This window comes from Litoreibacter sp. GN1-5, assembly GCF_055693805.1.
Genome location: NZ_JBVFUP010000001.1, coordinates 107,629 through 134,559, shown reverse-complemented (window position 1 = coordinate 134,559; position 26,931 = coordinate 107,629). Strand labels below are relative to the sequence as shown.

General features: G+C 57.6%; 24 protein-coding genes and 3 pseudogenes. 7 read left to right on the top strand and 20 right to left on the bottom strand.

The window, feature by feature from the left end:
- Positions 1-10: 10 nt before the first annotated feature.
- Entirely contained in the window at positions 11-1,546 is a 1,536-nt protein-coding gene (locus ACZ1HF_RS00640; RefSeq protein WP_472655695.1) for an FAD-binding domain-containing protein, read from the bottom strand.
- A 95-nt stretch (positions 1,547-1,641) separates the two neighbouring features.
- Between ACZ1HF_RS00640 and pepN the strand changes: the two genes are divergently transcribed.
- The 4 genes from pepN to ACZ1HF_RS00620 all read left to right on the top strand — a co-directional run bounded on the left by pepN (position 1,642) and on the right by ACZ1HF_RS00620 (position 6,908).
- Positions 1,642-4,182: an aminopeptidase N gene (gene pepN, locus ACZ1HF_RS00635; protein WP_472655694.1), complete on the top strand. Its 2,541-nt coding sequence runs from the start codon at positions 1,642-1,644 to the stop codon at positions 4,180-4,182.
- Between the two features lie 69 nt (positions 4,183-4,251).
- A complete protein-coding gene (locus ACZ1HF_RS00630) occupies positions 4,252-4,779 on the top strand; it encodes a hypothetical protein (protein ID WP_472655693.1) in 528 nt (175 codons plus the stop codon).
- A 14-nt stretch (positions 4,780-4,793) separates the two neighbouring features.
- Complete coding sequence (locus ACZ1HF_RS00625; RefSeq protein WP_472655692.1) at positions 4,794-5,543, top strand: SDR family oxidoreductase; 750 nt, start codon at positions 4,794-4,796, stop codon at positions 5,541-5,543.
- 345 nt (positions 5,544-5,888) lie between these two features.
- Positions 5,889-6,908: an IS110 family RNA-guided transposase gene (locus ACZ1HF_RS00620; protein ID WP_472655593.1), complete on the top strand. Its 1,020-nt coding sequence runs from the start codon at positions 5,889-5,891 to the stop codon at positions 6,906-6,908.
- 559 nt (positions 6,909-7,467) lie between these two features.
- Here ACZ1HF_RS00620 and ACZ1HF_RS00615 read toward each other — a convergent pair.
- A pseudogene (locus ACZ1HF_RS00615) lies at positions 7,468-9,608 on the bottom strand (esterase-like activity of phytase family protein).
- Positions 9,609-9,743: 135 nt separating this feature from the next.
- Positions 9,744-10,937 (bottom strand): alpha-D-ribose 1-methylphosphonate 5-triphosphate diphosphatase, encoded by a 1,194-nt coding sequence (locus tag ACZ1HF_RS00610; protein WP_472655691.1) that lies wholly within the window; start codon positions 10,935-10,937, stop codon positions 9,744-9,746.
- On the opposite strand from ACZ1HF_RS00610, the gene ACZ1HF_RS00605 reads away from it, so the two are divergent.
- Complete coding sequence (locus tag ACZ1HF_RS00605; RefSeq protein WP_472655690.1) at positions 10,936-11,529, top strand: DUF1045 domain-containing protein; 594 nt, start codon at positions 10,936-10,938, stop codon at positions 11,527-11,529. The genes ACZ1HF_RS00610 and ACZ1HF_RS00605 overlap by 2 nt on opposite strands.
- Here ACZ1HF_RS00605 and phnN read toward each other — a convergent pair.
- The 8 genes from phnN to phnG are packed head-to-tail and all read right to left on the bottom strand — an operon-like array spanning position 11,511 to position 17,083.
- Entirely contained in the window at positions 11,511-12,056 is a 546-nt protein-coding gene (gene phnN, locus ACZ1HF_RS00600; protein WP_472655689.1) for a phosphonate metabolism protein/1,5-bisphosphokinase (PRPP-forming) PhnN, read from the bottom strand. The two genes, ACZ1HF_RS00605 and phnN, sit on opposite strands and share 19 nt — an antisense overlap.
- On the bottom strand, positions 12,053-12,736 hold the full coding sequence (phnL, locus tag ACZ1HF_RS00595) for a phosphonate C-P lyase system protein PhnL (RefSeq protein WP_472655688.1): 684 nt from the start codon (positions 12,734-12,736) through the stop codon (positions 12,053-12,055). Before phnL ends, phnN begins: the two co-directional genes overlap by 4 nt.
- A gap of 2 nt (positions 12,737-12,738) precedes the next feature.
- Positions 12,739-13,509 (bottom strand): phosphonate C-P lyase system protein PhnK, encoded by a 771-nt coding sequence (phnK, locus tag ACZ1HF_RS00590; RefSeq protein WP_472655687.1) that lies wholly within the window; start codon positions 13,507-13,509, stop codon positions 12,739-12,741.
- The gene (locus ACZ1HF_RS00585) at positions 13,506-14,369 is read right to left on the bottom strand and encodes an alpha-D-ribose 1-methylphosphonate 5-phosphate C-P-lyase PhnJ (RefSeq protein WP_472655686.1); all 864 of its coding nucleotides are present in this window, start codon (positions 14,367-14,369) and stop codon (positions 13,506-13,508) included. Before ACZ1HF_RS00585 ends, phnK begins: the two co-directional genes overlap by 4 nt.
- Entirely contained in the window at positions 14,366-14,965 is a 600-nt protein-coding gene (locus tag ACZ1HF_RS00580) for an HAD family hydrolase (protein ID WP_472655685.1), read from the bottom strand. The genes ACZ1HF_RS00585 and ACZ1HF_RS00580 overlap by 4 nt, the downstream gene beginning before the upstream one ends.
- Positions 14,962-16,050 (bottom strand): carbon-phosphorus lyase complex subunit, encoded by a 1,089-nt coding sequence (locus ACZ1HF_RS00575; RefSeq protein ID WP_472655684.1) that lies wholly within the window; start codon positions 16,048-16,050, stop codon positions 14,962-14,964. The genes ACZ1HF_RS00580 and ACZ1HF_RS00575 overlap by 4 nt, the downstream gene beginning before the upstream one ends.
- Positions 16,050-16,628: a phosphonate C-P lyase system protein PhnH gene (gene phnH, locus ACZ1HF_RS00570; protein ID WP_472655683.1), complete on the bottom strand. Its 579-nt coding sequence runs from the start codon at positions 16,626-16,628 to the stop codon at positions 16,050-16,052. Before phnH ends, ACZ1HF_RS00575 begins: the two co-directional genes overlap by 1 nt.
- Complete coding sequence (phnG, locus tag ACZ1HF_RS00565; RefSeq protein WP_472655682.1) at positions 16,628-17,083, bottom strand: phosphonate C-P lyase system protein PhnG; 456 nt, start codon at positions 17,081-17,083, stop codon at positions 16,628-16,630. Before phnG ends, phnH begins: the two co-directional genes overlap by 1 nt.
- 81 nt (positions 17,084-17,164) lie before the next feature.
- Here phnG and phnF point away from each other — a divergent pair, with 81 nt between their 5' ends.
- Positions 17,165-17,884: a phosphonate metabolism transcriptional regulator PhnF gene (phnF, locus tag ACZ1HF_RS00560; protein WP_472655681.1), complete on the top strand. Its 720-nt coding sequence runs from the start codon at positions 17,165-17,167 to the stop codon at positions 17,882-17,884.
- A 29-nt stretch (positions 17,885-17,913) separates the two neighbouring features.
- Here phnF and ACZ1HF_RS00555 read toward each other — a convergent pair whose 3' ends face one another.
- The 6 genes and pseudogenes from ACZ1HF_RS00555 to phnC form a co-directional block, all read right to left on the bottom strand.
- Positions 17,914-18,543 (bottom strand): LbetaH domain-containing protein, encoded by a 630-nt coding sequence (locus ACZ1HF_RS00555; protein WP_472655680.1) that lies wholly within the window; start codon positions 18,541-18,543, stop codon positions 17,914-17,916.
- A 2-nt stretch (positions 18,544-18,545) separates the two neighbouring features.
- Positions 18,546-19,040 (bottom strand): annotated as a pseudogene (locus tag ACZ1HF_RS00550) (SDR family NAD(P)-dependent oxidoreductase); the annotation flags it as partial.
- Positions 19,041-19,189: 149 nt separating this feature from the next.
- Positions 19,190-20,507: pseudogene (phnE, locus tag ACZ1HF_RS00545) on the bottom strand (phosphonate ABC transporter, permease protein PhnE).
- Positions 20,504-21,376 carry a phosphonate ABC transporter, permease protein PhnE gene (gene phnE / locus ACZ1HF_RS00540; RefSeq protein WP_472655679.1) on the bottom strand — a complete coding sequence of 291 codons (873 nt, stop codon included), beginning with the start codon at positions 21,374-21,376 and terminating at the stop codon, positions 20,504-20,506. Before phnE (ACZ1HF_RS00540) ends, phnE (ACZ1HF_RS00545) begins: the two are co-directional and overlap by 4 nt.
- 67 nt (positions 21,377-21,443) lie before the next feature.
- Positions 21,444-22,349 (bottom strand): phosphonate ABC transporter substrate-binding protein, encoded by a 906-nt coding sequence (phnD, locus tag ACZ1HF_RS00535; RefSeq protein ID WP_472655678.1) that lies wholly within the window; start codon positions 22,347-22,349, stop codon positions 21,444-21,446.
- 50 nt (positions 22,350-22,399) lie between these two features.
- On the bottom strand, positions 22,400-23,215 hold the full coding sequence (gene phnC / locus ACZ1HF_RS00530) for a phosphonate ABC transporter ATP-binding protein (protein WP_472655677.1): 816 nt from the start codon (positions 23,213-23,215) through the stop codon (positions 22,400-22,402).
- A gap of 225 nt (positions 23,216-23,440) precedes the next feature.
- Here phnC and ACZ1HF_RS00525 point away from each other — a divergent pair, with 225 nt between their 5' ends.
- On the top strand, positions 23,441-23,734 hold the full coding sequence (locus ACZ1HF_RS00525; RefSeq protein ID WP_472655676.1) for a hypothetical protein: 294 nt from the start codon (positions 23,441-23,443) through the stop codon (positions 23,732-23,734).
- Positions 23,735-23,740: 6 nt separating this feature from the next.
- Here the strand turns inward: ACZ1HF_RS00525 and ACZ1HF_RS00520 are convergent, their stop codons facing one another.
- The 3 genes from ACZ1HF_RS00520 to ACZ1HF_RS00510 are packed head-to-tail and all read right to left on the bottom strand — an operon-like array spanning position 23,741 to position 26,930.
- Positions 23,741-24,673: an aldo/keto reductase gene (locus ACZ1HF_RS00520; RefSeq protein WP_472655675.1), complete on the bottom strand. Its 933-nt coding sequence runs from the start codon at positions 24,671-24,673 to the stop codon at positions 23,741-23,743.
- On the bottom strand, positions 24,670-25,935 hold the full coding sequence (gene arsJ, locus ACZ1HF_RS00515) for an organoarsenical effux MFS transporter ArsJ (RefSeq protein ID WP_472655674.1): 1,266 nt from the start codon (positions 25,933-25,935) through the stop codon (positions 24,670-24,672). The genes ACZ1HF_RS00520 and arsJ overlap by 4 nt, the downstream gene beginning before the upstream one ends.
- A complete protein-coding gene (locus ACZ1HF_RS00510) occupies positions 25,932-26,930 on the bottom strand; it encodes an ArsJ-associated glyceraldehyde-3-phosphate dehydrogenase (RefSeq protein WP_472655673.1) in 999 nt (332 codons plus the stop codon). Before ACZ1HF_RS00510 ends, arsJ begins: the two co-directional genes overlap by 4 nt.
- Between the last annotated feature and the right edge of the window lies 1 nt (position 26,931).

Genomic DNA, 26,931 nt, shown 5'->3' with positions numbered 1-26,931 from the left:
CTTTGGCATATCACAAATCCAGCTTCATCTGGCGCGTGTCCTTGGTCCGTGGCTTTTTGCGACGCGGCGCGCGATCATCGACAAAGCGGCCTTGCGGATCTTTGCGACTAGCGTGTTTTTGCACGACCCGCGCCGCCTCGGCCCGAAACGCTTCGCCCTTACGCACCGCCCAGACCGCATCACGCGCAGCTTTAGCTGCGGCTTTCACATCAACAATCGGTTCAGGGTAGGCACGCCCCAGCAAGGTTGCTGCACCGCCCCAGCGCCATGGTTCTTGCAGAAAAGCGTCCGGCACCTCTACCAATTCGGGACACCAGCGCCGGGTGAATATACCGGTTTCATCCTGCTCCAGACCTTGTTTGACAGGATTATAAATCCGCACGGTGTTTATTCCAGTGGTCCCCGATTGCATCTGCACCTGAGACCAGTGAATACCCGGCTCATAATCGGTAAAATAGCGCGCAAGGATCGGGCCGTGGTTTCGCCAGCCCAGCCAAAGATGGTAAGATGCCACAGATGTAACCATTGCGCGCATACGAAAATTGAGCCATCCGCCCGCACGGGTAAAGCGCATACACGCATCGACAAATGGCAACCCGGTCTCGCCTGCGGACCAGGCGCTCAGCCGCGCAAAGTCACTTTGCCGGGGGCGCAGGTTTTCATAAGCCCGGTGCAGACAATGCGTCTCGATCCGGGGCTCGTCCTCAAGTTTCTGGGTAAAGTGATCACGCCAAGCCAGCCGTGCCTCAAAAGACCGCATCGATCCAAGCCATCCCGCACGCGTGCCTTTCAACGCTTCTCTGCGCGCCATGGCCGCCTGAACCGCCTCGCGCATTGACAGGCTACCAAAGGCCAGATGCGGCGAGAGGCGTGAACAGGACCATTCACCTGCAACAGGAGACGACATCGCCTGACGATAATCCTGCCCACGCTCGTGCAGGAAAGACTGCAATACAGACATAGCCTCTGCGCGCCCACCATTTTGGCGGTCAGGACAAGGGTCAGCTGCCATCCCAAGATCATGCGCCGACGGGATTGACCCCGGCACCAGTCCGGACACAGCCTGCAAGCCGGCAGGCAACGCAATCTGAAGCTGCGCCAGAAAGCCATCACGGGTCTTGGCCCAGCCATCACGGGACTTCAGGCGTCGGATCACACCTGTACCACTCTGCTCGTCCCATTGAACCGCATTGTTGCGCGCCCATGCGGCGACGCGCAGATCACGTTGATATGTCCACTGATTGCCAGTCTCTTCATGGCTGACCATTCGGGTTACGCCATGATTTAACCGTAGCTGATCCAGCACCTCGACCGCATCGCCCTGACGGATCACCAGCGGCGCGCCCAATGCGCCAAGCTCTGCACGAAGGCTCTCCAGACACTCCGCCACAAATTCCCATTGCCGCGCCGAGGTATCGGGCAAACCCCAATATTCCGGCTCCGCAATAAAAAGCGGGATCACAGGCCCTTCCAGACCTGCCGCATGGGCTAAAGCTGCGTGGTCTTGCACCCGCAGATCACGTTTGAACCAAAGCAGAACACTCATAGTTTGCATCTATATCGACGCGGCCCAAAGAAAACCCCATCTTGCAGCTGCCGAAGCGCACGTTACTGTTGCGATAACTTTGATGGAGCCCTTTCATGCGCGATGCTGCCCCCCAAGCGATTTACCTTTCCGACTACACGCCCCCGGCCTATCTGGTGGATACGGTCGAATTGACGTTCAAACTGCACCCGACAAAAACACGCGTGATCAGCAAGATCGCTTTCCGACCAAACCCGGAAGCATCGAACAAAACATTTTATCTGCATGGCGAAAATCTGGACCTGAAATGGGCTAGGATCGATGGTGCAGAGGTAAAGGCCAACCAAACCGAACTTGGCCTGACGGCACAGGTCCCCGACGCCCCCTTCATCTGGGAGGCAGAGGTCGAGATCAGCCCGGAAACAAATACAGCGCTCGAAGGGCTCTATATGTCGAAGGGCATGTATTGCACCCAATGCGAGGCCGAGGGCTTTCGCAAGATCACCTACTATCCTGATCGCCCCGATGTAATGGGGGTTTTCAGTGTGACAATCGAGTGTGACGAGAAGATAAAACTGTCCAACGGCAACGATCTGGGCGACGGCAAGTGGCATGATCCGTGGCCCAAACCTGCCTATTTGTTCGCGCTTGTCGCGGGGGATCTGGTAGCCCATTCCGACAGCTTCACCACCATGTCAGGCCGTGATGTAGCGCTCAATATCTGGGTCCGGGACGGCGATCTGCATAAATGCGCCTTCGGGATGGATGCGCTGAAACGATCAATGAAATGGGATGAAGAGGTCTATGGTCGCGAATATGACCTCGATCTGTTCAACATTGTCGCGGTTGATGATTTCAACATGGGCGCGATGGAGAATAAGGGGCTGAACATCTTCAACTCGGCGGCTGTTCTGGCCAGCCCCGAGACCTCGACAGATGCCAATTTTGAGCGGATCGAGGCGATCATCGCCCATGAATATTTCCACAACTGGACCGGCAACCGCATCACTTGTCGTGACTGGTTTCAACTTTGCCTGAAGGAAGGACTGACTGTCTTCCGCGACCAACAATTCTCGGGCGATGTGCGTGGCCATGCGACACAAAGGATCGGCAATGTACTGGCCCTGCGCGCGCGCCAGTTTCGTGAAGACAATGGGCCTTTGGCCCACCCCGTCCGACCGACAAGTTTTGTCGAGATCAATAATTTCTACACATCGACAGTTTACGAGAAAGGCGCAGAGATCATCGGCATGCTAAAAACCCTGATCGGGGATGAAGCTTATTACAAAGGCTGTGATCTCTATTTCACCCGCCATGATGGGCAGGCCTGTACGATAGAGGATTGGTTGAAATGCTTTGAGGACACCACAGGCCGCGATCTGAGCCAGTTCAAGCTTTGGTATGAGCAAGCTGGAACACCGAGGGTCAAGGTGGGCGAGGATTTTAACGACGGCACCTATACGCTTACTTTCACCCAAACGACGCCGCCCACACCGGGGCAGGATGTGAAAGACCCAAAGGTAATTCCGATTGCTGTCGGGCTGCTAGCCGAAAATGGCAACGAAATTCAGACGACGAAGATTTGCGAAGTTACAGATGAGGTGCACAAATTCCGCTTCACCAACCTCGACGCCAAGCCCGTGCCGTCCATAAACCGTGGCTTCTCGGCCCCGGTCATTCTAGAGCGGGATCAGACCAACGCTGAACGTGCTTTTCTACTGGCCCATGACACCGACCCATTCAACAAATGGGAGGCAGGACGCGCCCTGGCAAAAGACGTCATGATCCGCATGGTGACAGAAGATGCGACGCCTGATCAGGCCTATCTGGATGCACTGATCACGGTCGCGCGGGATAACACACTGGATCCGGATTTCCGCGCACTGGCCCTTGGTCGACCATCACAGGATGATATAGCGCAAGCGCTGTTTGACGGTGGCCAGACCCCTGACCCAACACGTATCTATCAAGTCAGTGAAACGCTAAGCCAATCCGTGGCTGAGGCCATGCAGGATATCACCCCAAAGCTCTATGCCGAGATGGCAGTGGACGGGCCCTATAGCCCTGATGCCAAAGCCGCCGGAAAGCGTAGCCTGCAAAATTCCTGCTTGTCACTGATCTCGCGCATCGATAGCGGCGCTCTGGCCGCAAAGCAGTATGCTTCATCTGACAATATGACAATGCAATTCAGTGCCTTGGCAAGCCTTCTTAATGTCGAAAAAGGCGAGGACGAGAATATCGCCTTTTATAAACACTGGAAGGACGATCGCCTTGTCATTGACAAGTGGTTCTCGTTGCAAGTCATGTCAGCCAAGCTCTCCAAGGCCACTGCAAAGGCCAAGGAAATGACCGCGCATCCGGATTTCGACATGGCCAACCCAAATCGCTTCCGCGCGGTTTTCGGGGCATTGGCAGGCAACACAGCGGGCTTCCATGATCCCTCAGGCCAAGGCTACGGGCTGATGGCCGATTGGCTGATCAAGCTTGACGCCAAAAACCCACAAACTGCTGCCCGCATGTCCACCGTGTTCGAGACCTGGCACCGCTATGACGCCGACCGCCAGCAGATGATGCAAGCGGCGCTGGGGCGCATCCTGAACACCCCAAATCTAAGCCGTGACGTTACGGAAATGGTAACACGCATTCTGGAGGCGTGAACGGGCCATATTTGTGCCGTGATCATTGCCTTAAATATTGGCATCATTTCTATTGGAAGAGCTACCTCGATGCCAATTCTTTTAATCATTCTTGGGGCGGTTGGTGCCGCTATTTTCTGGATGTATCGCGCGCGCAATGCTGTGGATGCGGGGAAAGAACTGCTTGACGTTGCCAATGATGTCCGTGCCGCTGCCCGTCGTTTCGGCTTTCGCCGCACCTATGATCGCCACCCGGTTGAGGATGTCGATAATTCAAATCTTGCCATTGGTGCAATTGCCGTCGCGTTTCTTGAGCTGGACGACTACCCCACGCAGGAGCAGCGAATTGCCATGATGCGCGGGCTGCAATCAGCCTTGCGAATTGATCTGACAACCGCCGAAGAAATGGCGGTTCTGGGGCGTTGGCTCATGACGGAATGCACCAGCCCCGATGCGGCAATCACGCGCCTGTCACGCAAACTCAGCAAACTTAGCGGTCCTGCCAGTGTAACCCCGTTGATGAAAGTCTTGCAGGACATTGTTGCAGCTGGCAAAGGGGATATGACCGATAAACAGCGGGACGCGCTTGATGATATAAAGCGGGCCTTCCGCATTTGAGCGGAGCCCACCTTATGTCCCGTAAATGCGTTTTAATCACTGGTGCCAGCGCAGGTATCGGGGCAGCTACGGCTGAGCTTGCCGCACAGGCGGGTTATGATGTGGCAGTCCATTACAACAACGATAAGGCCGGGGCGTCACATGTTGCAACGCAGGTCGAGCGTGCCGGCAGCACAGCGCATCTGATCCAGGGAAATATCGGTGATCCCCATGACATAACCCGCATCTTCACTGATCTGGACGCACGATTTCCAAAACTCGATGCTTTGGTGAACAATGCAGGCATCGTGGATCAACCCTGCCGCGTCGATGAAATGACGCCTGAACGGCTGACACACATGGTCTCCGTCAACCTGATCGGTGCGATGCTTGTCGCTAAAGAGGCAATCTTACGCATGTCAACGGCTCATGGCGGCAAAGGCGGGGCAATCGTCAACATATCTTCTGCGGCAGCACGGCTTGGCTCGGCCAATCAATATGTCGACTACGCTGTGACAAAGGCAGGGATCGACATCTTCACCAAAGGCCTGTCAGATGAGGTTGCCACCGAAGGTGTCCGGGTGAACGCTGTTCGGCCCGGCATTATCGAAACCGCAATTCACGCCAAGGGCGGTCTGCCAAACCGCGCCGCTGATATGGCCGATATGGTGCCTATGAAGCGCGCAGGCTCCGCAAAAGAAGTCGCTGACGCTATCCTGTTTCTGATATCGCAGCAGGCAAGCTATATCACTGGGACAACGCTTGATATATCTGGCGGACGTTGAAGGCGGACCTCGCGTATGGAACGTCGCACATCTTTGTTTCGATGCAGTGGGTCTATTGAATCCAGGCGAATATGTCTGCCAGACAATATTGGCCCAAATGTCACGCCTTCCCAACTTAGACCGGACCTTCATCCCTCTCTACGGCAAGGCCTGCACAGCGGACTTTCCCGACATTGGTGTTTGGGCATATTGCTGACGCAGCATTCTCTCGCATTTGCAGCGACGTGCGTTTCTTAGTGCGGCGGGTTTCACGAAAGCGGATGAAGTGGATGGCTCCTGCTCCACCCGGCGTCGCAATGCGCCATAATGCAGGTGTCGAAATCTGCTTTTGAGAGGAGCCACCCAATGCAAGTAAAAACCATAGGACTGGATCTGGCCAAGAATGTTTTTCAGGTTCACGGAGTTTCTGTGACTGGCGACAAGGTCTTCAACAAGAAGATCAAACGCGCAAAACTGTTAGAGTTCTTTGAGGGCCTACCGCCTTGTGTGGTCGGTATGGAAGCCTGCGGTTCGGCCCATCATTGGGGCCGTGAACTTCGCAAGTTAGGGCACGATGTCCGTTTGATGCCAGCAACTTACGTCAAGCCATATGTCAAACGCGGAAAGACCGACGCAGTGGATGCAGAGGCAATCTGCGAAGCGGTTGGCCGCCCGACGATGAGATTTGTTGAGATCAAGACCGAAGACCAGCCAGCTCTTTTGACCGCCCACCGCACGCGCGAACTCATCGTCCGCCAGAGAACCCAGGTCTCAAACATGATACGGGGGATGCTGCGTGAGTTTGGCTATGTTCTCCCAACCGGGGTTGAGGCTGTGGCCCGCTTTTCCAAAAGCCACCTGGACGGTGATCAACCTAAAATTCCCGAACTGGCGAACGGGGTTCTCGGCACCTTGTGTTATCAACTCCTTGGGCTCAGCGCCCGAATTGAAGGCTTTTCCAAGTTGATCGAGAGCCATGCTCGGCGAGATGCCAACGCACGCCGACTGATGCAGGTGCCTGGGATTGGTCCAATTACGGCGTCGGCCATCGTGGCGACCGTCGGCGACGCCAAACAGTTCAAAACCGGACGAGATCTGGCCGCTTGGCTGGGCTTAACCCCGCTCAACAAGTCCAGTGGCGGCAAAGAGAGGCTTGGGCGGATTACCAAGAAAGGTGATCATTACCTCAGGAAACTTCTTATCGTTGGCATGACATCGCGCGCATTGATGGCAAAACTCCATCCCGAGAAAGTCGATATCTGGACAGCGAGGATGCTCGCTGGAAAGCCGGTTCGACTTGCAACAGTTGCCATGGCAAACAAAACCGCGCGCGTGATCTGGGCAATGTTGACGAGACAGGAGAATTACCGGCAGCCGGTCACCTGATCGGGACACCTGCCAGAGATGCAAGGCGCATGACGTGATGATGCGGACTAAGTCAACCAAGAGCGAGGACACTCCGGGAATGACGTTGGCCCTCGAAGGCCGTGAAGCCGATTGGAACCTCGCTTGCGGAAATCATCAAGGCCAGTGGCAGATCACCACATGAACAGGCCGGACAGACGACTGTACTGATTAAACGCCGCAATAAACGTCAAAAATGTCTTGCAATGCAGGAGCCATCCACAGACGACATTCAAATAGACTGACTAATCTTGCTGGGTCTCAGCTTAGCGGATGTCAAAATCCTACGAATTTATGGTTGCTTTCATTTTGCCGTTTGGGCAGCGAAGCGCAGTATCTGGCGGATAGAGTATATGTGCTGCGGCTCTAAAAGTGCCGATCTTAGTCTGCCGAAGTTGTTTGCAGTTAAATGCCTCAAACCCGATGTGCTGTGTTCCGCAGATGGAGTCCCCTTTGCCAAGGGAGGTGCGAGCCTTCAAATGAAAAACAACGAGCCCCGCGCAAACTGCGGCGGGGCCCATGGACGTCGTGAAGCGATGCGCTATTCCATGGTGACGGGGAAGAACATCGTCTCACCCGAATGGTCGTCGACACCGTCGTTGTCTGTAGAAACCCACATCGTGCCATCTTCTGCGATGGCCAGACCTTCGACCTTGTCGAGAACATAGCCCCCGTGGATGTCAGATAGGGCAACAGATCCACGACCAGTTCAGGCACCAGCACCGCAGGCGTCTCTCCAAATGCGACCAGATTATTCATCGCCGACATCGGCACGCGGGTGATGATCTTGGTCACAGCACGGGTGTCATGCTGGTTGTCACGTTCAATGAAGTACATGAAATCACCATGTGCGACGATTTCTGACAAGCCGACCCAACCCGTTGCCGGCTCGGTTTTGGCGTAATGGATCACCGACCATTCTTCCGTTTCCAAATTGTAACCGAGAACCTTGGCGTGGTTTGCCGGATCGTCGCGCCATTCGCGCTGCACAGCGAGGTAGAGCATGTCATCCACGCGCGTGATACCCTCGAACCCGAAACGGGTTTCGACGGCCAGAAGTTCGGTTGGCAGCGCGATATAGTCCTTGATCGCGCCATCTGCACCGACGTGATAGATCGCGTGGGGCACCAGACGGTCAGAGCGACCCTCAGAAGCGATCCAGAAGCCGCCGTCACCGTCCAGCGCGATGCCTTCCATGTCCATCAGTTGTGCAGGCTGGCCTTCGCGCGTGATCCGAATGGCGTCCACGATCTGCGCCGGTGTGTCTGACACGTCGATATGGAAGATCGTTGGCTGCATACCATAGAAGCTGTCGGACACGGCGTAGATCGTGCCGTCCTCGGCCATGACCTGACCAGAGATCGCACCCCATCCTGTCAATTCATCCATTCCGGCCGATGTTAGGTGCGGATAAGCGGCAGGTGCCTCCTGATATTCGAAAAGCATGACGTGTGCCCGCGCGCCTGCATCATCGACCTCGTTGGCAGAAATTAGCAGGTTGCGTTCGGGGATCGTCACGTAACCTTCTGGCCCGATGCCTGAGGGCAGCAGTTGGGTCAGCTCTGGGGCGGCGGGATCGGTTATGTCATAGACACCGATGATCGAAGACCGCTCGGCACCCACGAAGATATAGGGCGTGCCGCCGAAGGTGTCGAATGTCACGCTTTCAGGCTCTACGCCTTTGTTACCTGAGCGTTCTTCGGGGTAGTGGCCCACCGAGATAATGGCGTGTTCAAAGGATACGCCGCTTTCATAAACCACATCGCCGTCCTGGCTAAAGATCGTCCAACCGCGCGAACCGCCGTCCATGTCGCCCTCGTTGGCCATGGCAAAATGCGTGTTGTCGATCCATGTGATACTGTCGGGTTCAAGTGGTACAGTGATTGTCTGGTCGAACACCAGCGCGCCTTCTTCTTCCGTATCGACGCCTTCTAGCGTGACTGCACCGGCGGAAAAGTGGCTCAGCACCTCACCCGCTGAGGACAGAACAACGATGTGGTTGTTTTCCTGCATCGTCACGACGACTTCGTTTTCGCCGTTGATGGACACGAATTCGGGCTCTGGATCTTCGGGCGCGATATCGGCAAGGCCGGTCACATCGGCGACGCGGGCAGTGTCACAGGCGATCAGGCCATCGGCTGTCAGGTCCACCATAAAGACGGAACCCGCAGGCATCTGGCCGACGCGGCCATCGCCAAGGTCTTCGTCGCGTTCATTCTCAATCGCAACAGCGAGGAAAGATCCGTCAGGTGCGATGCCGACACTGTCTGGCTGACCGGGCAGATCGCAACGACCGACTTCTTGTTGCGTCGCCACGTCGATTTCCACCAGAAAGCCCGATGGCTCTGTATAGCTGGCGGATGTGTTTACGCCCGCAAGCGCGTAGTTCCCGATCACCGCAACAGATGTCGGCTCTCCCTCCGGCATAAATACACCTAGTGGGGCCGGGTTTACCGGGTCTGTGATGTCGATGAAGCCAATCGAGGCCCCAGGGCTGTCCGTATAGACCAGCGTCATCCCATCGGCGGTCGCCGCAATAATCTCGGCCGAGGTTTCTTCGGCCTCTGGCAGGTTGTCAGCGACTTGAAACGACGCAATCCGGTTGAAGTTCATGTCTTGCGCATAGGATGGCAGCGCAAAGCAAGCGAGTGAAGTCGTCAAAAGTAGCGTGCGAACGGTCATATTTCTTTCCTATCAACTCGGGGGTGAAAGCGCGCTTGGCGCAGCGCGCCCCGAACGACGGAAACATGACAATGTAACAGATAGGCGAAGGCGCAGACTGCAAAATCGCCTGCGCTATCGCTTTCTCATTGCGCATCAGGCGATGCGCGCGCCTTTGGCCCACACACCACGCAGCACTGGGGTGCCTTGGCTATTTTTGACCCTCAAGACATCACCGCGCAGACCTGTTTGCAGGTTGCCACGATCCAGCAATCGCGCCGCCATTGCGGGTGTGCGGGTCACGGTCGCAATCGCGCGTGGCAGATCGTTCCAAAGTTCGGCGACGCGGAACGCCGCCATTAACAACCCACCGGGCACATAGTCAGACGACAGAATATCCAGCAAATCGGCTTCGGCCAATTCTGTTGCGACGACGTTGCCGGAATGGGATCCGCCACGGATGACGTTTGGCGCGCCCATCATGACGGCGATACCATGGTCTCGGCAGGCTGACGCGGCCTCAAAGGTGGTTGGAAACTCTGCGAACCCGACGCCGTTGCTGTGCGAAGTGACAACGTGATCGCGGGTTGTGTCATCATGGCTGGCCAGAACCGCACCCAGCCGCTTGGCCTCCAACACGGCACCCTTCTCGTGCTTGTCGCCAAACTGGGACTGCAACCTTTTCAGGTTCGCCACATGTTCAGCGAAGTCATTGTCATCCATGCCACGTTTCTTGGCGACATAGGTGCGCAAGGCGGTCAGGTCGCGGAATTGGCGCTGGCCTGGGGTGTGATCCATCAGGCTGACAATGCCGACACGGTCATCGGGCGTGAAACGGGCTAATTCTTCGAGTAGGGTTTCAGAACAGATCTCAGCGCGCAGGTGCAGGAAATGACTGATCTTGAACACACCTTGGGCGCGCGCCGCCAAAAGCTCATCCGCGACCGCGCGGGCATAATCTATGTAGCGCCCTTTCCCAGAGTGAATGGACCCGGCACGTAAAGCGTCAAACACGGTCGTGATCCCGACCGATGCCAATTCCGCATCATGGGCGATGAGTGCAGGCAAATGCGGCCAGTCGACTTCCGGGCGCGGTTCCATATGGCGTTCGAGGTTGTCGGTGTGCAACTCGACCAGCCCGGGCATGACGAAATCACCTGCACAGTCCAAGCTACCGCTTGGTTTATGATCACCTTCGACAATTTCGGTGATCACGCCTTGCTCAATGGTGAGGGACCCTGTCAGAACTTGATCTAGCAAGACCAGTTGTGCATTGGCGAGGCAAAGATCGCCTGACACAGAAGTGTCATCTGAATGGTCCATATCAGCAGGCCTAAGAGGATAATTCATGACATACACTCGTTTCGCAATTTATGACGCGCCGATTGATGACGCGTTGGCCGGTTTTGGGGCGACGTGGCTGGGCTGGGATGTGCGGACAGGCAGCGCCACTCGTCCGGCAGATGTGCCCGGTTTGGATGACATTACGATGACACCGCGAAAATACGGCTTTCACGGGACGTTGAAGCCGCCGTTCAAGCTGGCGGATGGTCGCACACTCGAAGACCTGAAAGCGAGGGCCGCAGATTTGGCCGGTCGCTGCGCGCCTGCCGTCAGCGGTGGTTTGCAGCTGACGACATTGGGCGGATTTCTGGCGTTGACCCCGACGGGCAATCTGAGCGGGTTGGAGCGGGTCGCAAGCGCGTGTGTGCGTGACCTCGATCCCTTTCGCGCGCCTGCGTCCGAGGTCGAGTTGGCGCGACGGCGCAGCGCAAGTCTGAGCGGACGTTTGGCGCAGGCGGATCGTACCGCGTGGATGAACACAGCGCGGACGCATCTCCCGCCATTGGCCGACCGCTATGAATTGGGCAGCATTGCCTTGTGCGGTGAGCGTCCCGATGGGCGATTTGAACTTATCCAACGCTACACCCTCACGGGTTGAAGCAGCGACAGGGCGTTTGCGACGGTGTCTTCAAGCGGGCCATCATTACTGATCGACATGACGTTCGGGCCACCGGGCAACGGTTTGGTCGCTTGCGCCAAACGTTTTGCAATCTGTTCCGCACTCTCGCGGCTTCGCGCCGTCAGACGCGACGCAAGCGTCTCGGGCCGAGCGGTGATGTTAAGGACACAAAAATAGGCAAAGGCCGCGTCACCCGCGACCAATGCAGAGCGTGAAAAATTAGCGAGGCAGTCCTGACCGCCCGCCAGTACAGTTCGGACGGACGCAGGAATGCCATATTGCAAGTCATGGGCGCCCCAGTGAACGGCAAAATGCCCCGCTGCCGCCAGTTCATTAAACTTTTCAACGCTGACGGCATCGTAGTCTTCACCCCCCAATTCCGGCGCGCGGGTGATCGTGCGGCGCACCAGATGGAGCGATGGATCGGCTGCGGCGAGCCCTTCCATGACGCTGTCCTTGCCTACACCGGACGGGCCTACAACGGCGATGAGACGCCCGGCTTTCATGCCGCAATTCCGGGCGTAAATTGGCTCACGTCGATTTCACGGTCGCAGACGCGGTCGCGGGCAGCTTCGTCGTGAAATATGCCGATGATAGCAGCACCTCGGGCTTTGGCCTCTTCGATCAAGGACAAAACAACCTCGCGGTTGGCGGCATCAAGGCTAGCCGTCGGTTCATCCAGTAGCATCGCCGGATAAGGGTGGGCAAACCCGCGTGCGATGTTCACGCGCTGCTGCTCACCACCAGAAAAGGTTGTAGGTGACAAGGACCAAAGCCGCTGTGGAATATTGAGTTTGGCCAACAAATCTTTGGCACGGGCCTGCGCATCGGTCGCGCTGGCACCCACAGCGCGCAGCGGTTCAGCGACCACATCCAGCGTTGGCACGCGCGGCACGACCCGCAGGAATTGGCTGACGTATCCAAGAGTCTCGCGGCGCAAGGCAATCACGTCGCGGGGTTCGGCCTGCACCAGATCGATCCCGTCGATCAGGATTTGCCCGGCCTGCGTCAGGTAGTTGCCGTAGATCATCCGCATCAGCGTCGATTTTCCGGCACCTGATGCACCGGTCAGCGCCACGCATTCACCTGCCGCCACGGACAATGTCACATCATTGACTACCTCAATCACTGCACTGCTTTGATTGTGCAGCGTAAAAATCTTGGACACGTTTCTAAGTTCAATCATTTTCACACCTGCAAAACAGAACTGACGAGGAGTTGGCTGTAGGCGTGCTGGGGATCATCCAGCACTTGATCGGTCAGACCTGCTTCGACCACATGGCCGTCTTTCATGACCATCAAACGATCCGCCAGAAGGCGCACCACGGCGAGGTCATGGGTCACGATGATCGCCGACAGCCCCATATCGCGCACCAACCCGCGCAACAGATCAAGCAGCCGTGCCTGAACAGAAACATCAAGCCCGCCTGTGGGTTCATCCATGAAAACCAGCCTTGGCCCTGTCACTAGATTGCGGGCAATTTGAAGGCGCTGTTGCATCCCGCCAGAAAACGTCGTGGGGCGATCATCGACGCGGTCCGCATCAATTTCGACGCGGCCGAGCCAATCGGTTGCCTTACCCCGGATATCGCCGTAGTGGCGCTCGCCCACGGCCATCAGGCGTTCGCCCACATTGCCGCCCGCACTGACGCCCATACGCAGGCCATCGCGGGCGTGCTGATGCACAAAGGCCCAATCGGTGCGCGACAACATGCGGCGTTCGGGTTCGGACATCGTGACAGTATCGCGCGGTCCGTTCGTTCGCGTATCGAACACGACCGCGCCAGCGTCAGGTGTCAAATGCCCCGCCATACAGTTCAGCAAAGTGGACTTACCAGACCCGCTTTCCCCGACAATCCCCATGACCTCACCGGGGTAAAGATCAAACCCTACATCCCTGCAGCCAATATGGTGGCCGTAAAATTTGGTGATCCCTTGGACCGAAAGCAAAGGCGTCATGCCGCGTCCTTTCCGTTCATCGTGCCAGCGTGCCCAGCGGCCTGTCGTCCTTCGCAGAAATCAGTGTCTGAACACACAAACATCCGCTCGCCCGCGTCGTCGGTGATTACCTCGTCAAGATAACTGTCTTCCGCCCCGCACATGGCACAGGGATGATCCGGTTTAGAGGCTTCGAACGGATGGTCTTCGAAATCGAGTGACACCACCTGAGTGTAGGGCGGCAGCGCATAGATGCGTTGCTCGCGGCCTGCCCCAAACAGTTGGATCGCCGCCATATCGCCCAGTTTGGGATTGTCAAATTTCGGGATCGGCGACGGGTCCATCACATAACGCCCCTCAACCTTGACCGGATAATCATAGGACGTCGCGATGTGGCCGTGGCGGCTGATGTCTTCGTAAAGCTTCACATGCATCAGCCCGTATTCCTCAAGGCTATGCATCTTGCGCGTTTCACTTTCGCGGGGTTCCAGAAACCGCAGAGGCTCAGGGATAGGCACTTGATAGACAAGGATCTGGCCCTCGCTAAGCGGCTCTTCGGGTATGCGGTGGCGGGTCTGGATGACGGTGGCATGGGACGTGTTGATTGTCGTGGCCACCCCGGCGGTGCGCTCAAAAAACGTACGGATCGAGACGGCGTTGGTCGTATCATCCGCCCCTTGGTCAATCACTTTGAACCGATCATCTGGTGTCATCACCGCGGCCGAGACCTGCACCCCGCCCGTACCCCAACCATAGGGCATGGGCATTTCACGGCTGGCAAACGGTACCTGATAGCCAGGGATCGCCAACCCCTTGAGGATCGCGCGGCGGATCATGCGTTTGGTTTGTTCGTCCAGATAGGCAAAGTTGTAGTCGCTCATAGCAGGCTCCGTGCTGACAGGTCTTTACGCAAGGCATCGGGACCCTTGAAATGGATCGCGTCCATGCCTGCCGCCCGTGCGCCCAAGCAGTTGTGCAACCCGTCGTCGATAAACACACACCGCTCTGGCGCAACATCTGCACGGTGGCACAGAAGGGCATAGATTTCGGTTGAGGGTTTGATGACGCCGACCTCACCGGAGACCACCGTCGTGTCGAATACCTCCAATAGCTCGGGATGCGCCTTACAGCCTTCGGGCCATGTTTCCGCCGACCAGTTGGTGATTGCGTGCACGGACGTTCCGGCGTCTTTCAGGGCGTACAAAATGTCCCATGTCCCGGCGATCTTGGCGGGGACTGTGTGTTGATACCGCGCGACATATCGGCCGAGCCGCGCCGCATCTTCGGGGTTTGCAATCCGGGATGCCGCCAGCGCAAATGTCGCCCCCGCATCACAGGCAAGGTTCAGCTTGTCAAAGGCGATCCGATCCATGAAATCGTGCGCTTCAGACGCGTCCATCTCATCAGCCCATGCCAGATGTGGCTGCCAGTCGATCAGCACGCCGCCGATGTCAAAAACGACAATATCGGGGGTCATTCTGCGGCCTCAGGCACAGAGTTCGCGCCTGCCTCTTCACGCAGCTTTCGCACCAGTTCCAATTCGGCTTGGAAATCGACGTAGTGGGGCAGTTTGATGTGCTCAAGAAACCCGGTCGCCTGAATATTGTCCGCATGATACAGCACAAATTCAGCATCCTGAGCAGGGGCGCCTTCGTCTTCCTCACCCAACTCTTCCCAACGCAGCGCCCGATCGACCAGCGCCATCGAAATCGCCTTGCGTTCGGTTTGGCCGAAGACCAACCCGTAACCACGTGTGAACTGAGGCGGCTCAGATTTCGAGCCTGTGAACTGGTTGACAGTTTCGCATTCGGTCAGCGTGACCTCGCCAATCTCAATGCTGAACCCAAGCTCGGGGATGTCCATTTCGACAGGTACGGCACCGATGCGCAATTCGCCGACAAAGGCGTGATTGCGCGCATAGCCACGCTGGGTGGAATAGGCCATGCCAAGCGTGAACCCTTCGTCCGCGCGGGTGAGTGCCTGCAGACGCAGTGCGCGCTCTGCGGGCATCTCTAGCGGTTCGCGGGTCACGTCTGGCGGTGTCGTGTCATTATGAATGGCCTCTTCGATCAACCCTTCGTGGTTAAGGAAGTCGGTCACATGGGGGACGTCGCCGGGCGTCGCCTCGCGTGTCGCGGCCTCTGGCACCTCGCCGTCGGCGGCCAGTTTGAAATCCAGCAGACGGTGCGTGTAATCAAACGTTGGCCCCAGAACCTGTCCGCCGGGCAGGTCTTTGAATGTCGCCGAGATGCGCCGGTCGCAGGCCATTTTGCCCGTGTCGACGGGCACCGATGCGCCAAAACGGGGTAGCGTGGTGCGGTAGGCACGGATCAGAAAGATCGCCTCAATCAGATCGCCGCGTGCCTGTTTGATCGCAAGTGCTGCAAGGTCCGGATCATAAAGCGACCCTTCGGCCATGACGCGATTAACGGCCAATGCCAACTGTTCGCGGATTTGCCCGATGCTGAGCTCGGCAATGGACGTATCGCCGCGGCGTTCTTCTGCAAGCCAAGCATGCGCGTTCTCAATCGCCCGCTCGCCGCCTTTGACGGCCACATACATCAAATAGCTCCTGTCTGCGTGACGACTGTTGTCCGCGGCAAGGCCGCCACGTGATCGCCGCACGTAAAGATGAAATCGAGGCCAAGGGGGAAATGCCCCGCATTCTGCTGAAACGCCCGGGTCTCAGGCAGCGATAAGCTGTGTGTGTCTTTGATGCCCGGGCCGGACAATGTGGCACCATTCGGCGCCAACCGTTCGACCTGAACGATCAGCGTGGCAGAGCGGTCTGGGTATTGGGGTGTACCAATTTGATAAGCGTTGAGCGGCATAAGGTCGTCCCAGTCCCCCACTGCAAACATGCAATGAGAAGGCCCAACGACCGGCGCGCCTGTATGAAAAGCGACCCAGGCGCGCACCGCATCGCAATCCAGCGCCCCCGCCAGATGCACAGGAGTATCAGGGTCACACAAGGTCAGCAAAACGGCCCCCGTCGCGGGGGAAAGGGGCGCTGGCGGAGCGGCGCCGGTTAACCGGTGGATCGTGCCGGGTCGGGCCATCGCTTCCATCACCTGACGAAACGCCGCCGCTGAGGCGATGGCCGGGTCGGCAAATCCGCCGCTCAGGGTCTGGGCCTGCATCAGTCTTCTCCTCTTACCATCGTAAAGAAATCAACCTTTGTGGCGGCTGCTTTGGCGGCACGCGCATCCCTCTTGGCGGTCTGTTCTGCCTCGAGCACGTCCAACACCGCGGCCTGCAACGTCTGTGCTGCTGTCGTTTGCATCAGGGCGTCTACCAGTGCCACCGCCTCTGCATCGACCTTACTGCGCCCTTGCATGTAGGCATGGCCGACCTCGCCTGTTGCAAGGGTCAGCGCACAGCGTGTCACGGTGACTTCGCCAAGATTGAACGGGCCGCCTGTGGCACCAGTGCGGGCGCGCACCATGGTGCTGCCGACCTCGGGTGCGCGCAGCCATGTAAACGTGGGGCGCGTCACGGTCTCGTCCAGCAGGGTGGCTACGCGCCCCATAGGAGCTTTGGCCATAAGGCCGAGCCAGTGCTGGCGCGGTGCATGGTCTTCGCTAGTATCTTTCATCTCGACAACTTTTCGATATTCTATACAACTAGACACATCATAACATACCCCATCGATTCCCCCAGCGGAGATTTGTGAATTTTGCGTGACACTTCCCCCAAAACACCGATCTGGAAAGCCATCGCCCATGCCCTGCGCGGTGATCTGGCCGAAGGGCGCTATGCGCCCGGTGACAAGCTCCCGACCGAAGCCGCCTTGGCCGAGCGGTTCGGCGTCAACCGCCACACCGTGCGCCACGGGATTTCGGCGTTGGTGGAAGAAGGGCTCATCCGCACCCGGCGCGGTGCGGGGGCATTTGTGGCCTCAACGCCCACCGATTACCCCATCGGACGCAAGGTCAGGTTCCACGACAATCTGATCGCGGCAGGACGATTGCCCGAAAAGCGCGTCCTGTTGGTCGAAGACCGGTTTGCGACAGACGGCGAAGCACAGGCGCTTGCCATCAATGCGGGTGACCCGGTCTGTTCCTACCACGGGCTATCCTTGGCCGACGGTCAGCCCATCGCAGTGTTCGAAAGCGTCTTTCCATTGGCGCGAACCCCTGGCATTTCAGCAGCCTTTGGCGCGCAAGGCAGTGTCACCGAGGCTTTGGCCACTGTCGGTGTGGCAGATTATACGCGTGCGTCCACGCGGCTGACGGCGGTGCGCGCTGGCGCGACACATGCACTGCATTTGCTGGTCACGGAGGGGGACCCGCTGCTGCGCTCGTCCGGGGTGAATGTCGATCAGAACGGCGACCCTGTTGAATACGGGCGCACGTGGTTTGCCGGCGATCGGATCACACTGACCTTGGAAAACTAAAACGGCCCCGCCCGAAACAGGCGGCGACTTTAACCCTGCGTCTCGCCTTCGTACTTTTCCAAGAACGCTTCGGCCTTCATGGCCCGAAAGCCGTCCAATGCCGCGCGCAATGTCTCATGGTCCCAATCCCACCACGCCAGCGCAATAAGACGGTCCGCGATGTTGCGTGGCTGGCGCAACCGCAAGGGTTTGGCAGGCGTGCCAGCGACGATTGTGTAGGGATCGACATCCTTTGTGACCACGGCCCCGGCGGCCACGACCGCGCCGTGCCCCAATGTCACCTCGGGCTTGATCATGGCACCCGCACCAATCCATGTGTCGTGACCGATCTGGGCGATGCGGGACTGGCGGTAGGCAAAAAACGCCTCATCGCGGGTCGTATCATCCCAGTAGTCCGCAGAACGGTAGAGGAAATGGTGACAGGCGGCAGTGTCTAGGGGATGGTCCGTTGCACCGATCCGGCTGAATGCGGCGATGTTGGCGAATTTTCCAACCCGCGCGTTGGCGATGTCGGCATAACGGTCGCAATAGGAATAATCCCCGAACGTCACGTTGTTCAGCCTGCTGCCTCGCCCGATTTCGACGTAGGTGCCAAAGGTGCTGTCGGTGATATCGCAATCGGGGTGGATGAAAGGGTCGTCAGCACTTAGTCGGGTCATGATCAGAATTCTCTTTCTTCGCCAGAAAAGCGGAAGAACTTACCGGTCTCGGCAAGGGTCAGTCCGGCGGAAATATCAAGGATGCCTGCTGCGACATCACTTGGGTCTTCTTCTGCGTCCATCCCGCTCATGTCCGTGCGAACCCAGCCCGGATCCACAAGAACAACGGGGATCCCGTCGGGTTCCAGCATTGTGGCGAGGCCCTGCATCACTTTGTTCAGCGCAGTTTTTGAGGCGCGGTAGGCGATTTGTGTGGGTTTGCGATAGCCCATCCATGCCATCTGCGACGACACGGTCAGAATCTTTGGAGCGCGACTTTCCTGCAAGCGCGGCAGCACCGCCTGGGCCACGGCCAAAGGCGCCATCGTGTTGACCGATAAGGTGTGGGCAAAGCCGTCCCAATCCATGTTCAACGGCGTTTGATTTTCCGCCTCAGGCCCAATGATGCCTGCGTTGTTGATGAGCACGTCAACGGGGGTGATATCTGCCAATTGCGCAGCAATGCCAGCAGGGTCATCGAGGTTAAGCGGCACAGTTCCGTCCCGCCCATCGCGCGTTGTGCCAATGACGGTATGTCCACGCGCGGAAGCACCGGCCAATAAAGCAGCCCCGATGCCTCGGTTCACACCTGAAATCAGATAGGTCGTCATCCGTCTTTGGTTCCGATCAATTTGCCGCGCAACCAGCCTGACAGCCAGTCCATCAACATGACCATCACAATAATCAGGATGATGTAATAGGCGACTTCCTCCCAGTCCTTTTGGGTCTGGATCGCCTGCGTCAGCATCAAGCCGATGCCACCGCCTGTGATCGCGCCAATGATCGTCGCGGACCGGGTGTTGGATCTCGAGGAAATAGAGCACCTGCGCCAACAGCACCGGAACCACCTGCGGGATCACCCCGAAGCGATACCGTTGCAGTGGTTTCGCTCCCGTCGACGTGACACCTTCGATCTGTTTGTCGTCGACGTTTTCAAGCGCCTCAGAGAAAGTCTTACCGAATGTTCCCGTATCCGTGATCAAAATCGCCAAAGCACCCGTCAATGGCCCCGGACCAAACGCACGGGCAAGAACAACCGTCCAGATCAGCGCATCCACGCCGCGCACGAAATCAAACAGGCGGCGGGTGGCAGCACGCAACAGCAGGATTGGCGTAAATCGTTTTGCGGCCATGAACGCCAGTGGCAGCGCTATCATCGCGGCCCCCATGGTGCCGAGGAACGCCATGAGGATCGTCTCACCGATGGCCCAGGCCACATCTTTGTGGCGCCACATTTTATTGTTCCAAAAGTCCGACATCGCGCCGCTGATGTTACCACGGTCAGGATCAATCTGGGCGCCAAACAGCACCTGACCGAAACCCACCCCGTGATAGGGGCTGTCGAGCGTGAACCAAAACAACTCCCACCCTGCGAAATAATTGAACACCTCGGTGCGGCTTCCGGTCAACGTGATCCGACCCTCGGGCGTGGTGATCGCAACACGGCGGTCCGACGCGTTGATCCAATCAGGCAGATCAGCGGGCAGATTGGTGGTGACCTTGCGGCCTTCGGCCTGCGCGGCGATCAAAGCAAAGCCCGGAATGTCCACCTCTGTCCGGTTGTCGGGCAGGAAACGCACAATCGTATCACCGCCCAGATCAACCGTGATCACATCAGTGCCGCTGACCCAATCGGGGCGTTCGCCTTCGGGGTATGCGCCCTTGCGCTCGCCCTCAACCGCATAGGCGATTTCGCCGTTCCGGTTATCGCGCGTGACGTGAACCTTGTGGGACCATACATCAGACGTCAACGCACGCGCGTTGTCCATATTCGCCCGCTGGACCAAGCTGGGCACATCGAACGCAAAGAAGATGTAGGTGAAATAAATCAAGATCAGCGCAGGTAGGCCAAAGGCAAACAGACGTTTGCGGCGAAACAGACCCTCCGCATGCGCCTTTGTGGCTTGAATATCTACGGAACTCATTGGGCCTGTCCTTCGGTCAAACGGTTGCGGTAGCGGCTTGAAACCTGATCAAAGAAGACGATCGTGCCGAACAGCAGCACAAAGATCGCGGCGGCCTCATCGAACCGACCCGGTCCCCATGCCATCGCATTGCGTAACTCGTACCCAAGGCCGCCCGCGCCAACAAAGCCCAGAATGGCCGATGCGCGGATGTTGATTTCAAACCGAAGCAGCGTGTAGCTGACGTAATTTGGTGCGACCTGCGGCAACACGCCCAGCAGCATCCGCTGTGTCCATGTGGCCCCGGTTGAGGCCAAACCTTCGACGGGCTTGAGGTCGGCATTTTCGGCCACTTCGGAAAACATTTTGGCCAGTGCGCCGGCTGTGTGCAGCGCAATTGCGATCATCGCGGGCACCGGACCGCCGCCCAAGACGAAGATCAGGACCAACGCGATCACGATCTCGGGGATCGCACGAAGAATGTCGGAAAACCTGCGAAACAGTGGGATCAGGCGTGGCCATTTCGCAAGGCCCCGCGTCCCCAACAGAGACAGGATCAGGCCACCAATCGCGCCGATGATCGTCGACATTGCTGCGATATTTATGGTTTCGATAAGGGCAGGAAAAAACTTGGCAATCAGGCCTGGCAGGTCAGCGCGCTTTTCCCACGCCTCGGCGAGAACCTCTCTGGGGTAGTCGCCAATCTGATGCAACCCTTCCCAGAACCCACCTGCATTGCGCTCATCGGCAATGCTAAAGCCGGACACCATCAAGACCACGAAGATCAGCAGCGCCAAACCACTGTATAGTCTGCGCCGTCCGACCTGCGCGAGGTAGCTTTCGCGAATATTACCGACGCTTGGCGCGCGGCCCGAGTCTGTTGCTGTCATGATGTCCCCGCACAAAAATACCGGCCGCCCCGCATGCGAAGGCGACCGGTGTCGTCATGAAAATATCTTAGTTGCCGATCACAGACTGACGGGCCGCAACAATGCTTTCGTATGTTTCGTGGGTCACCGGTTGGGCGCCGAGGTTATCGCCCGCGAAAACGCCGTAAGAACACTCTGGGTCGTTTTCATACAGGTTGTCCATAAGGTCGGTCATTGTCGCCTTTACGTCCTCAGGAAGTGCGCTGCGCAAGACGACTGGGCCTTCAGGGATAACTTCGGATTTCCAGATTTGGACGAGGTCGTTCATGTCAACAAGACCTGCATCAACCGCACGGCGTAGGGCACCAGAGTTATAGCCATCTTCCCATTCACCTTGGGCGTCAGCCCAGGATACACCAGCGTCGATGTCACCATTTGCAACCGCAACGATCGTTTGCTCGTGGCCGCCGGTGAATTTGACTTCACCAAAGTAATCGCCCGACTCCATTGTGGCTCCGGTCGCCTGTGGGATTTCGATGGATGGGATCAGGTAACCGGATGTGGAGTTCGGATCACCGAAACCAAAGACCTTACCCTGCACATCTTCCAAGCTTTCGATACCGCTATCAACGCGGGCAAAACCGATGGAGTGATAACCGATTGACCCGTCGAGATTTACTTTAACCAGCACAGGCTCGACGGCGTCGGGGTCTTGCAAATACGTTGCAGCGTAAGAAGACGCCCCAAGCCAAGCCATGTCAATGGTACCACCCAACAGGCCCTGAATGACGCCATTGTAGTCTGCGGGTGCAAAGATTTTTGTTTCTACGCCAAGCGCTTCAGTTGTGTAGTCCGCAAGACACGCAAAAGAGTTCATGCGGTCTTGGGCGTTTTCACCGCCGAGAACGCCGATACGGAACTCAGTGATTTCTTGTGCAAAAGTAGGGGTGGCCAAGGCCGTAGTTGCCAATGCGGCTGCGATAAACTTTTTCATCAGTGTCTCCATGGAGGGAATTGGGCGCCCGTTGGCGCGGGTAAACTGGCTCAGGCGACGACCTCGATTTTGGGCGTGTCGGTTCTGTCCAGCGTTTCGATTTCGGTTGATGTGGCTGCTTCGGAAAAGTCCGCGCCCGCCCCGTAGATGTCGCGTGCAACACCTGTCGTAAGCTGTGCGGGCGTGCCGTCGAAGACGATACGGCCATCACGCATACCAATCACGCGGTCACAGTAGCGGCGCGCGGTATCCAAGGTGTGCAGGTTTGCGATGACCATGCGGCCATCTTCTTCGTGGATGTCGCGCAGGGATTGCATCACGACCTGCGCGTTCATTGGATCAAGCGAAGCAATTGGTTCGTCCGCCAGAATGATTGCTGGGTCCTGCATCAGCGCGCGCGCAATCGCGACGCGCTGTTGCTGACCACCTGATAGCGCTTCGGCACGTTTTGGTGCCTGTTCAGCGATGCCAAGACGGTCCAGAATATCGATGGCTTTGTGAATGTCCGACTGAGGATAGAGGTTGAACATCGTCGCCAGCGTTGAGCGGCGGTTCAACGTGCCGTGCAACACATTCGACACCACATCCATGCGCGGCACCAGATTGAACTGTTGAAAGATCATCGCGCAGCGGGATTGCCATCTGCGTCGCGCGGCACCGCGCATTGCCGTCACGTCTTCGCCTTCAAATAGGATTGTGCCGCTCGACACATCGCTGAGCCGGTTAAGCATCCGCAATAGCGTTGATTTGCCAGCGCCAGATCGTCCTATGATACCAATCATCGCAGGTTCATCAATCTGAATGTTGGCTGCGTCTACCGCGACTTTTTCGCCAAAGCGCTTCGTCAATCCGTTGATACTTAGCATGCCATCCCCCGATGCGTTTTCGGAGTGGTTAAGACTGTAATTCAACACTTTGGTGGCAGTTTTGAATCAGATTTCTGATGGTTTCTTAACGACTACGTGACAGCAAGTCGGTCGCTGAACGGCGCCGGGCTTCAAACCGATCAACAAAATCGCTGCTGCAACACACATGGGAATATTTCTGTCATATACTTGTTACATTAACGCTTCCCCGACTAATGTGATCCTATGACACGCTATACTTTTACTTTCCTGGCGGCCTTCTTGGCCTTTCCCGCTGTGGCTCAGGCGCAAACGGCGGATGTGACATGCGACGACAGCGCCCGCTTGGAACGGATGCTCAGCACTGTGATGCAATCCGAACGCCGCGCCCTCGGTTTGCGTGGGCCCGAGACATTGCTTGAGGTCTGGATTGATCCGCGCACACAGGATTGGACTTTGGTACAGACCTACACCAACGGGACGTCCTGCATCATTGCGATGGGCGAACACTGGGAAGATTTGATGCCCGCGCCGGCATAGACACTGCTAGGCCTCCTCAAGGCGGTCTGTTGCTGGGGCAGGTGTTTGGCTGAGGGCAGAGATCTGCGCATAGTCTTTGCCACTCAGTGATACGTGCGCTGCGGCGAGTGATGGTCGCAACTGATCAACCGATCGCGCACTAATAATTGGGCAAGTCACACTCGGATGATGTGCCGCCCACGCCACGGCAAGAGTCGCGGGCGCCACCTGCATCTGCGTAGCAAGGGCGGCAAAGTCCTGCGCTGTCTTGTGCATCCATGGCTGGCCATACCGCGCGGCATACCGACTGTCAGTGGCAAGACGTCCGCCCCCACTCCAGGTGTCCTTACCCGTCAATAGCCCCGCACCAAGGGGAGAATAGGCGGCGACGCCGATGCCTTCGGATTTGGCCATGGGCAGCAGTTCAACTTCCGCCTGACGTTTGACCAGTGAATACATCGGTTGGATGATATCAATACGGGTGCCCATAGCCTCTGCGACCCCCTGCGCCTTGACGACCTGCCATGCCGCATAGTTGGATACGCCAATGTGGCGGATTTTTCCGGCCTGCTGCAATAGCGCAAGCGCCTCAAATGTTTCGCTCGTTGGGGTATCTGCGTCGAAGCGGTGCAGATACAGCAAGTCAATGCAATCCAGTTGAAGCCGCTTTTGGGAGTCCGCAAAGGTCGTGTTGATGTTCCTGGACCCCGCACCGCCCGTATAGGCAACCTTGGTCGCGACATAGATATCGTCGCGCTCATCTTTGATGAACTGGCCCAACAGCGTCTCGGACGCGCCGCCTGTATAGACATGTGCTGTGTCGAAATGGTTCACACCCGCAGCGCGACAGGCGTCAAACATGGCCCGGCTCATCCCTGCATTGGCTGTACCGCCAAATTGCATTGTGCCAAAACACAAAGGAGACAATGGCGCCCCGCCAATTGTCTTTAAGTTTATCATGCCGCTTGCCCCTGCTCGGGTGTCAGAAAACCTACCGCGACGGCGGAGAGTGCGACCATGCCCGCCGCGATCCCCAGCATCAGGGGGAGCCCTCCGATCTGATAGCTCAGCCCTGATGCGAGTGTCCCGATCAAGCGCCCCGCAGCGTTTGCCATGTAGTAGAACCCGACATCCATGGTAACGCGTTCTGCCTTCGTGAATGACAGGATCAAAAAGGAATGGAGCGAGGAGTTCACCGCAAACAGTGCCCCGAACACCAACAGGCCCGCGACCACGCTGAGCGTCAGCCAATTTTGCGGACCATCTGCGACCAGAGCGGCCAAAGACAGAACCGCAGGCACGATTGCAAGCGCCCACGCCCAACCTCGTGCCGCTGCAATTAGATCGGAGGTGGGGCGTGATTTCGCCCGCAGGATGCGTGGGGCGTTGGTTTGGACCAGCCCGTATAGAATAACCCACACGGCCATGAAGGTCCCGATCAGGAAAAACGCCGTGCGATTGCCTTGCGTCGTGCCGTCCGACAGAACCGCGTAGAAATAGATCGGAATACCGACCACGAACCAGACATCGCGCGCACCGAACAAGACGACCCGCGCAGCGCTCAGCCAGTTGACGTTGCGGGACTTGGAGAACACCTCGGTAAATTTCGCGTCCTTGCGGCCCTTGGGCAGCCCTGACGGCATGAACGCCAGCACAGCGATCAGGATCACCGCCAACACCGCCGCCATGCCAAGCACAGCGCCAACAAAGCCCACTGTCGCCAAAAGCGCGGCACCCAGCAGAAACCCGACACCTTTGACCATGTTCTTGGATCCCGTCAGCAATGCAACCCATCGGAACAATCCCGCATCACCCGCAGGCGCCAGCAATTTGACCGCAGATTTGGACGACATCTTGGCGAGGTCCTTGGCGACACCGCTCGCGCCTTGCACCAGCATGACAAACACCACCGACGCCCCTACGGCCCATGCAGGATCAAGCTGTGCCAACGCCAAAAGTGCTGCAACCTGCAACCCAAGGCCCGCATAAAGCGTCGACGTCAGCCCGAACCGCGCCGCGATCCAGCCTGCGCAGAGGTTCGTCACGATCCCAGCGATCTCGTAGAGCACAAACAGATAAGCCAGTTGAACGGGCGAAAACCCCAGCGTATGAAAGTGCAACAGCACCAACATCCGCAGCGCCCCGTCGGTTAACATGAACGCCCAATAGGCGGCTGTGACGGCAATATAAGCCGACAGGCCCTCGGGGCGCGTTGCGGTCACAGACTGTCCCCAACCATCAACGCCACATCAACCAGACGATGGGCATAGCCCATTTCGTTGTCATACCAAGCGTAGACTTTCACCTGCGTGCCGTTGATGACCATGGTCGACAACGCATCCACGATGCTTGAACGTTCATCATTGGTGTAGTCGGTGGATACCAACGGGCGCTCTTCATAGCCCAGAATGCCGTTCAACGCGCCTGCCGACGCGGCTTTGAAGAGGGCGTTCACCTCTTCGGCGGTCGTTTCGCGTTCAACCTCAAACACACAATCGGTCAGTGATGCGTTGAGTAGCGGCACGCGAACTGCATGACCATTCAAGTGCCCCTTAAGTTCGGGGTAGATCAGCGTAATTGCTGTCGCACTGCCCGTCGTCGTCGGGATCAAGGAGTTGAGCGCCGAGCGCGCACGGCGTAAGTCCTTGGCAGGGCGATCCACGATGGTCTGGGTGTTTGTCACATCATGGATCGTGGTGATCGACCCATGCTTAATCCGCAGATTTTCATGGATCACCTTCACCACCGGCGCGAGGCAGTTCGTAGTGCAACTGGCGGCGGTCACGATGCGGTGGCGGTCCGCAGCATAGATGTCGTGATTGACACCATAGACGATATTGGCCGCATCACCGTCCTTTACCGGGGCCGACACGACGACCTTTTTCACACCAGCCGCGAAGTAGGGCGCGATCTTGGCCTCAGACTTGAAAACCCCTGTACAGTCGATGACCACATCGACCCCGTCCAGCGGCAGGTCAGCGATGTCGCGGGTGCCAATGAACGGCAGGCGTGTTCCGTCAATGGTTACGCTGTCCTCGTCATGGGTAAATTCGGCGTCCCAGCGTCCATGCACCGTATCAAACTCCAGCAGGTGCGCGTGCATCTCGGGATCGCCAACCGCGTCGTTGACCCACGCGATCTTTGCACCCCGCGCCAACAGGGGTTTCAGAGCAAGTTTGCCAATACGGCCAAGGCCATTCAGGGCGTAGACAGTCATT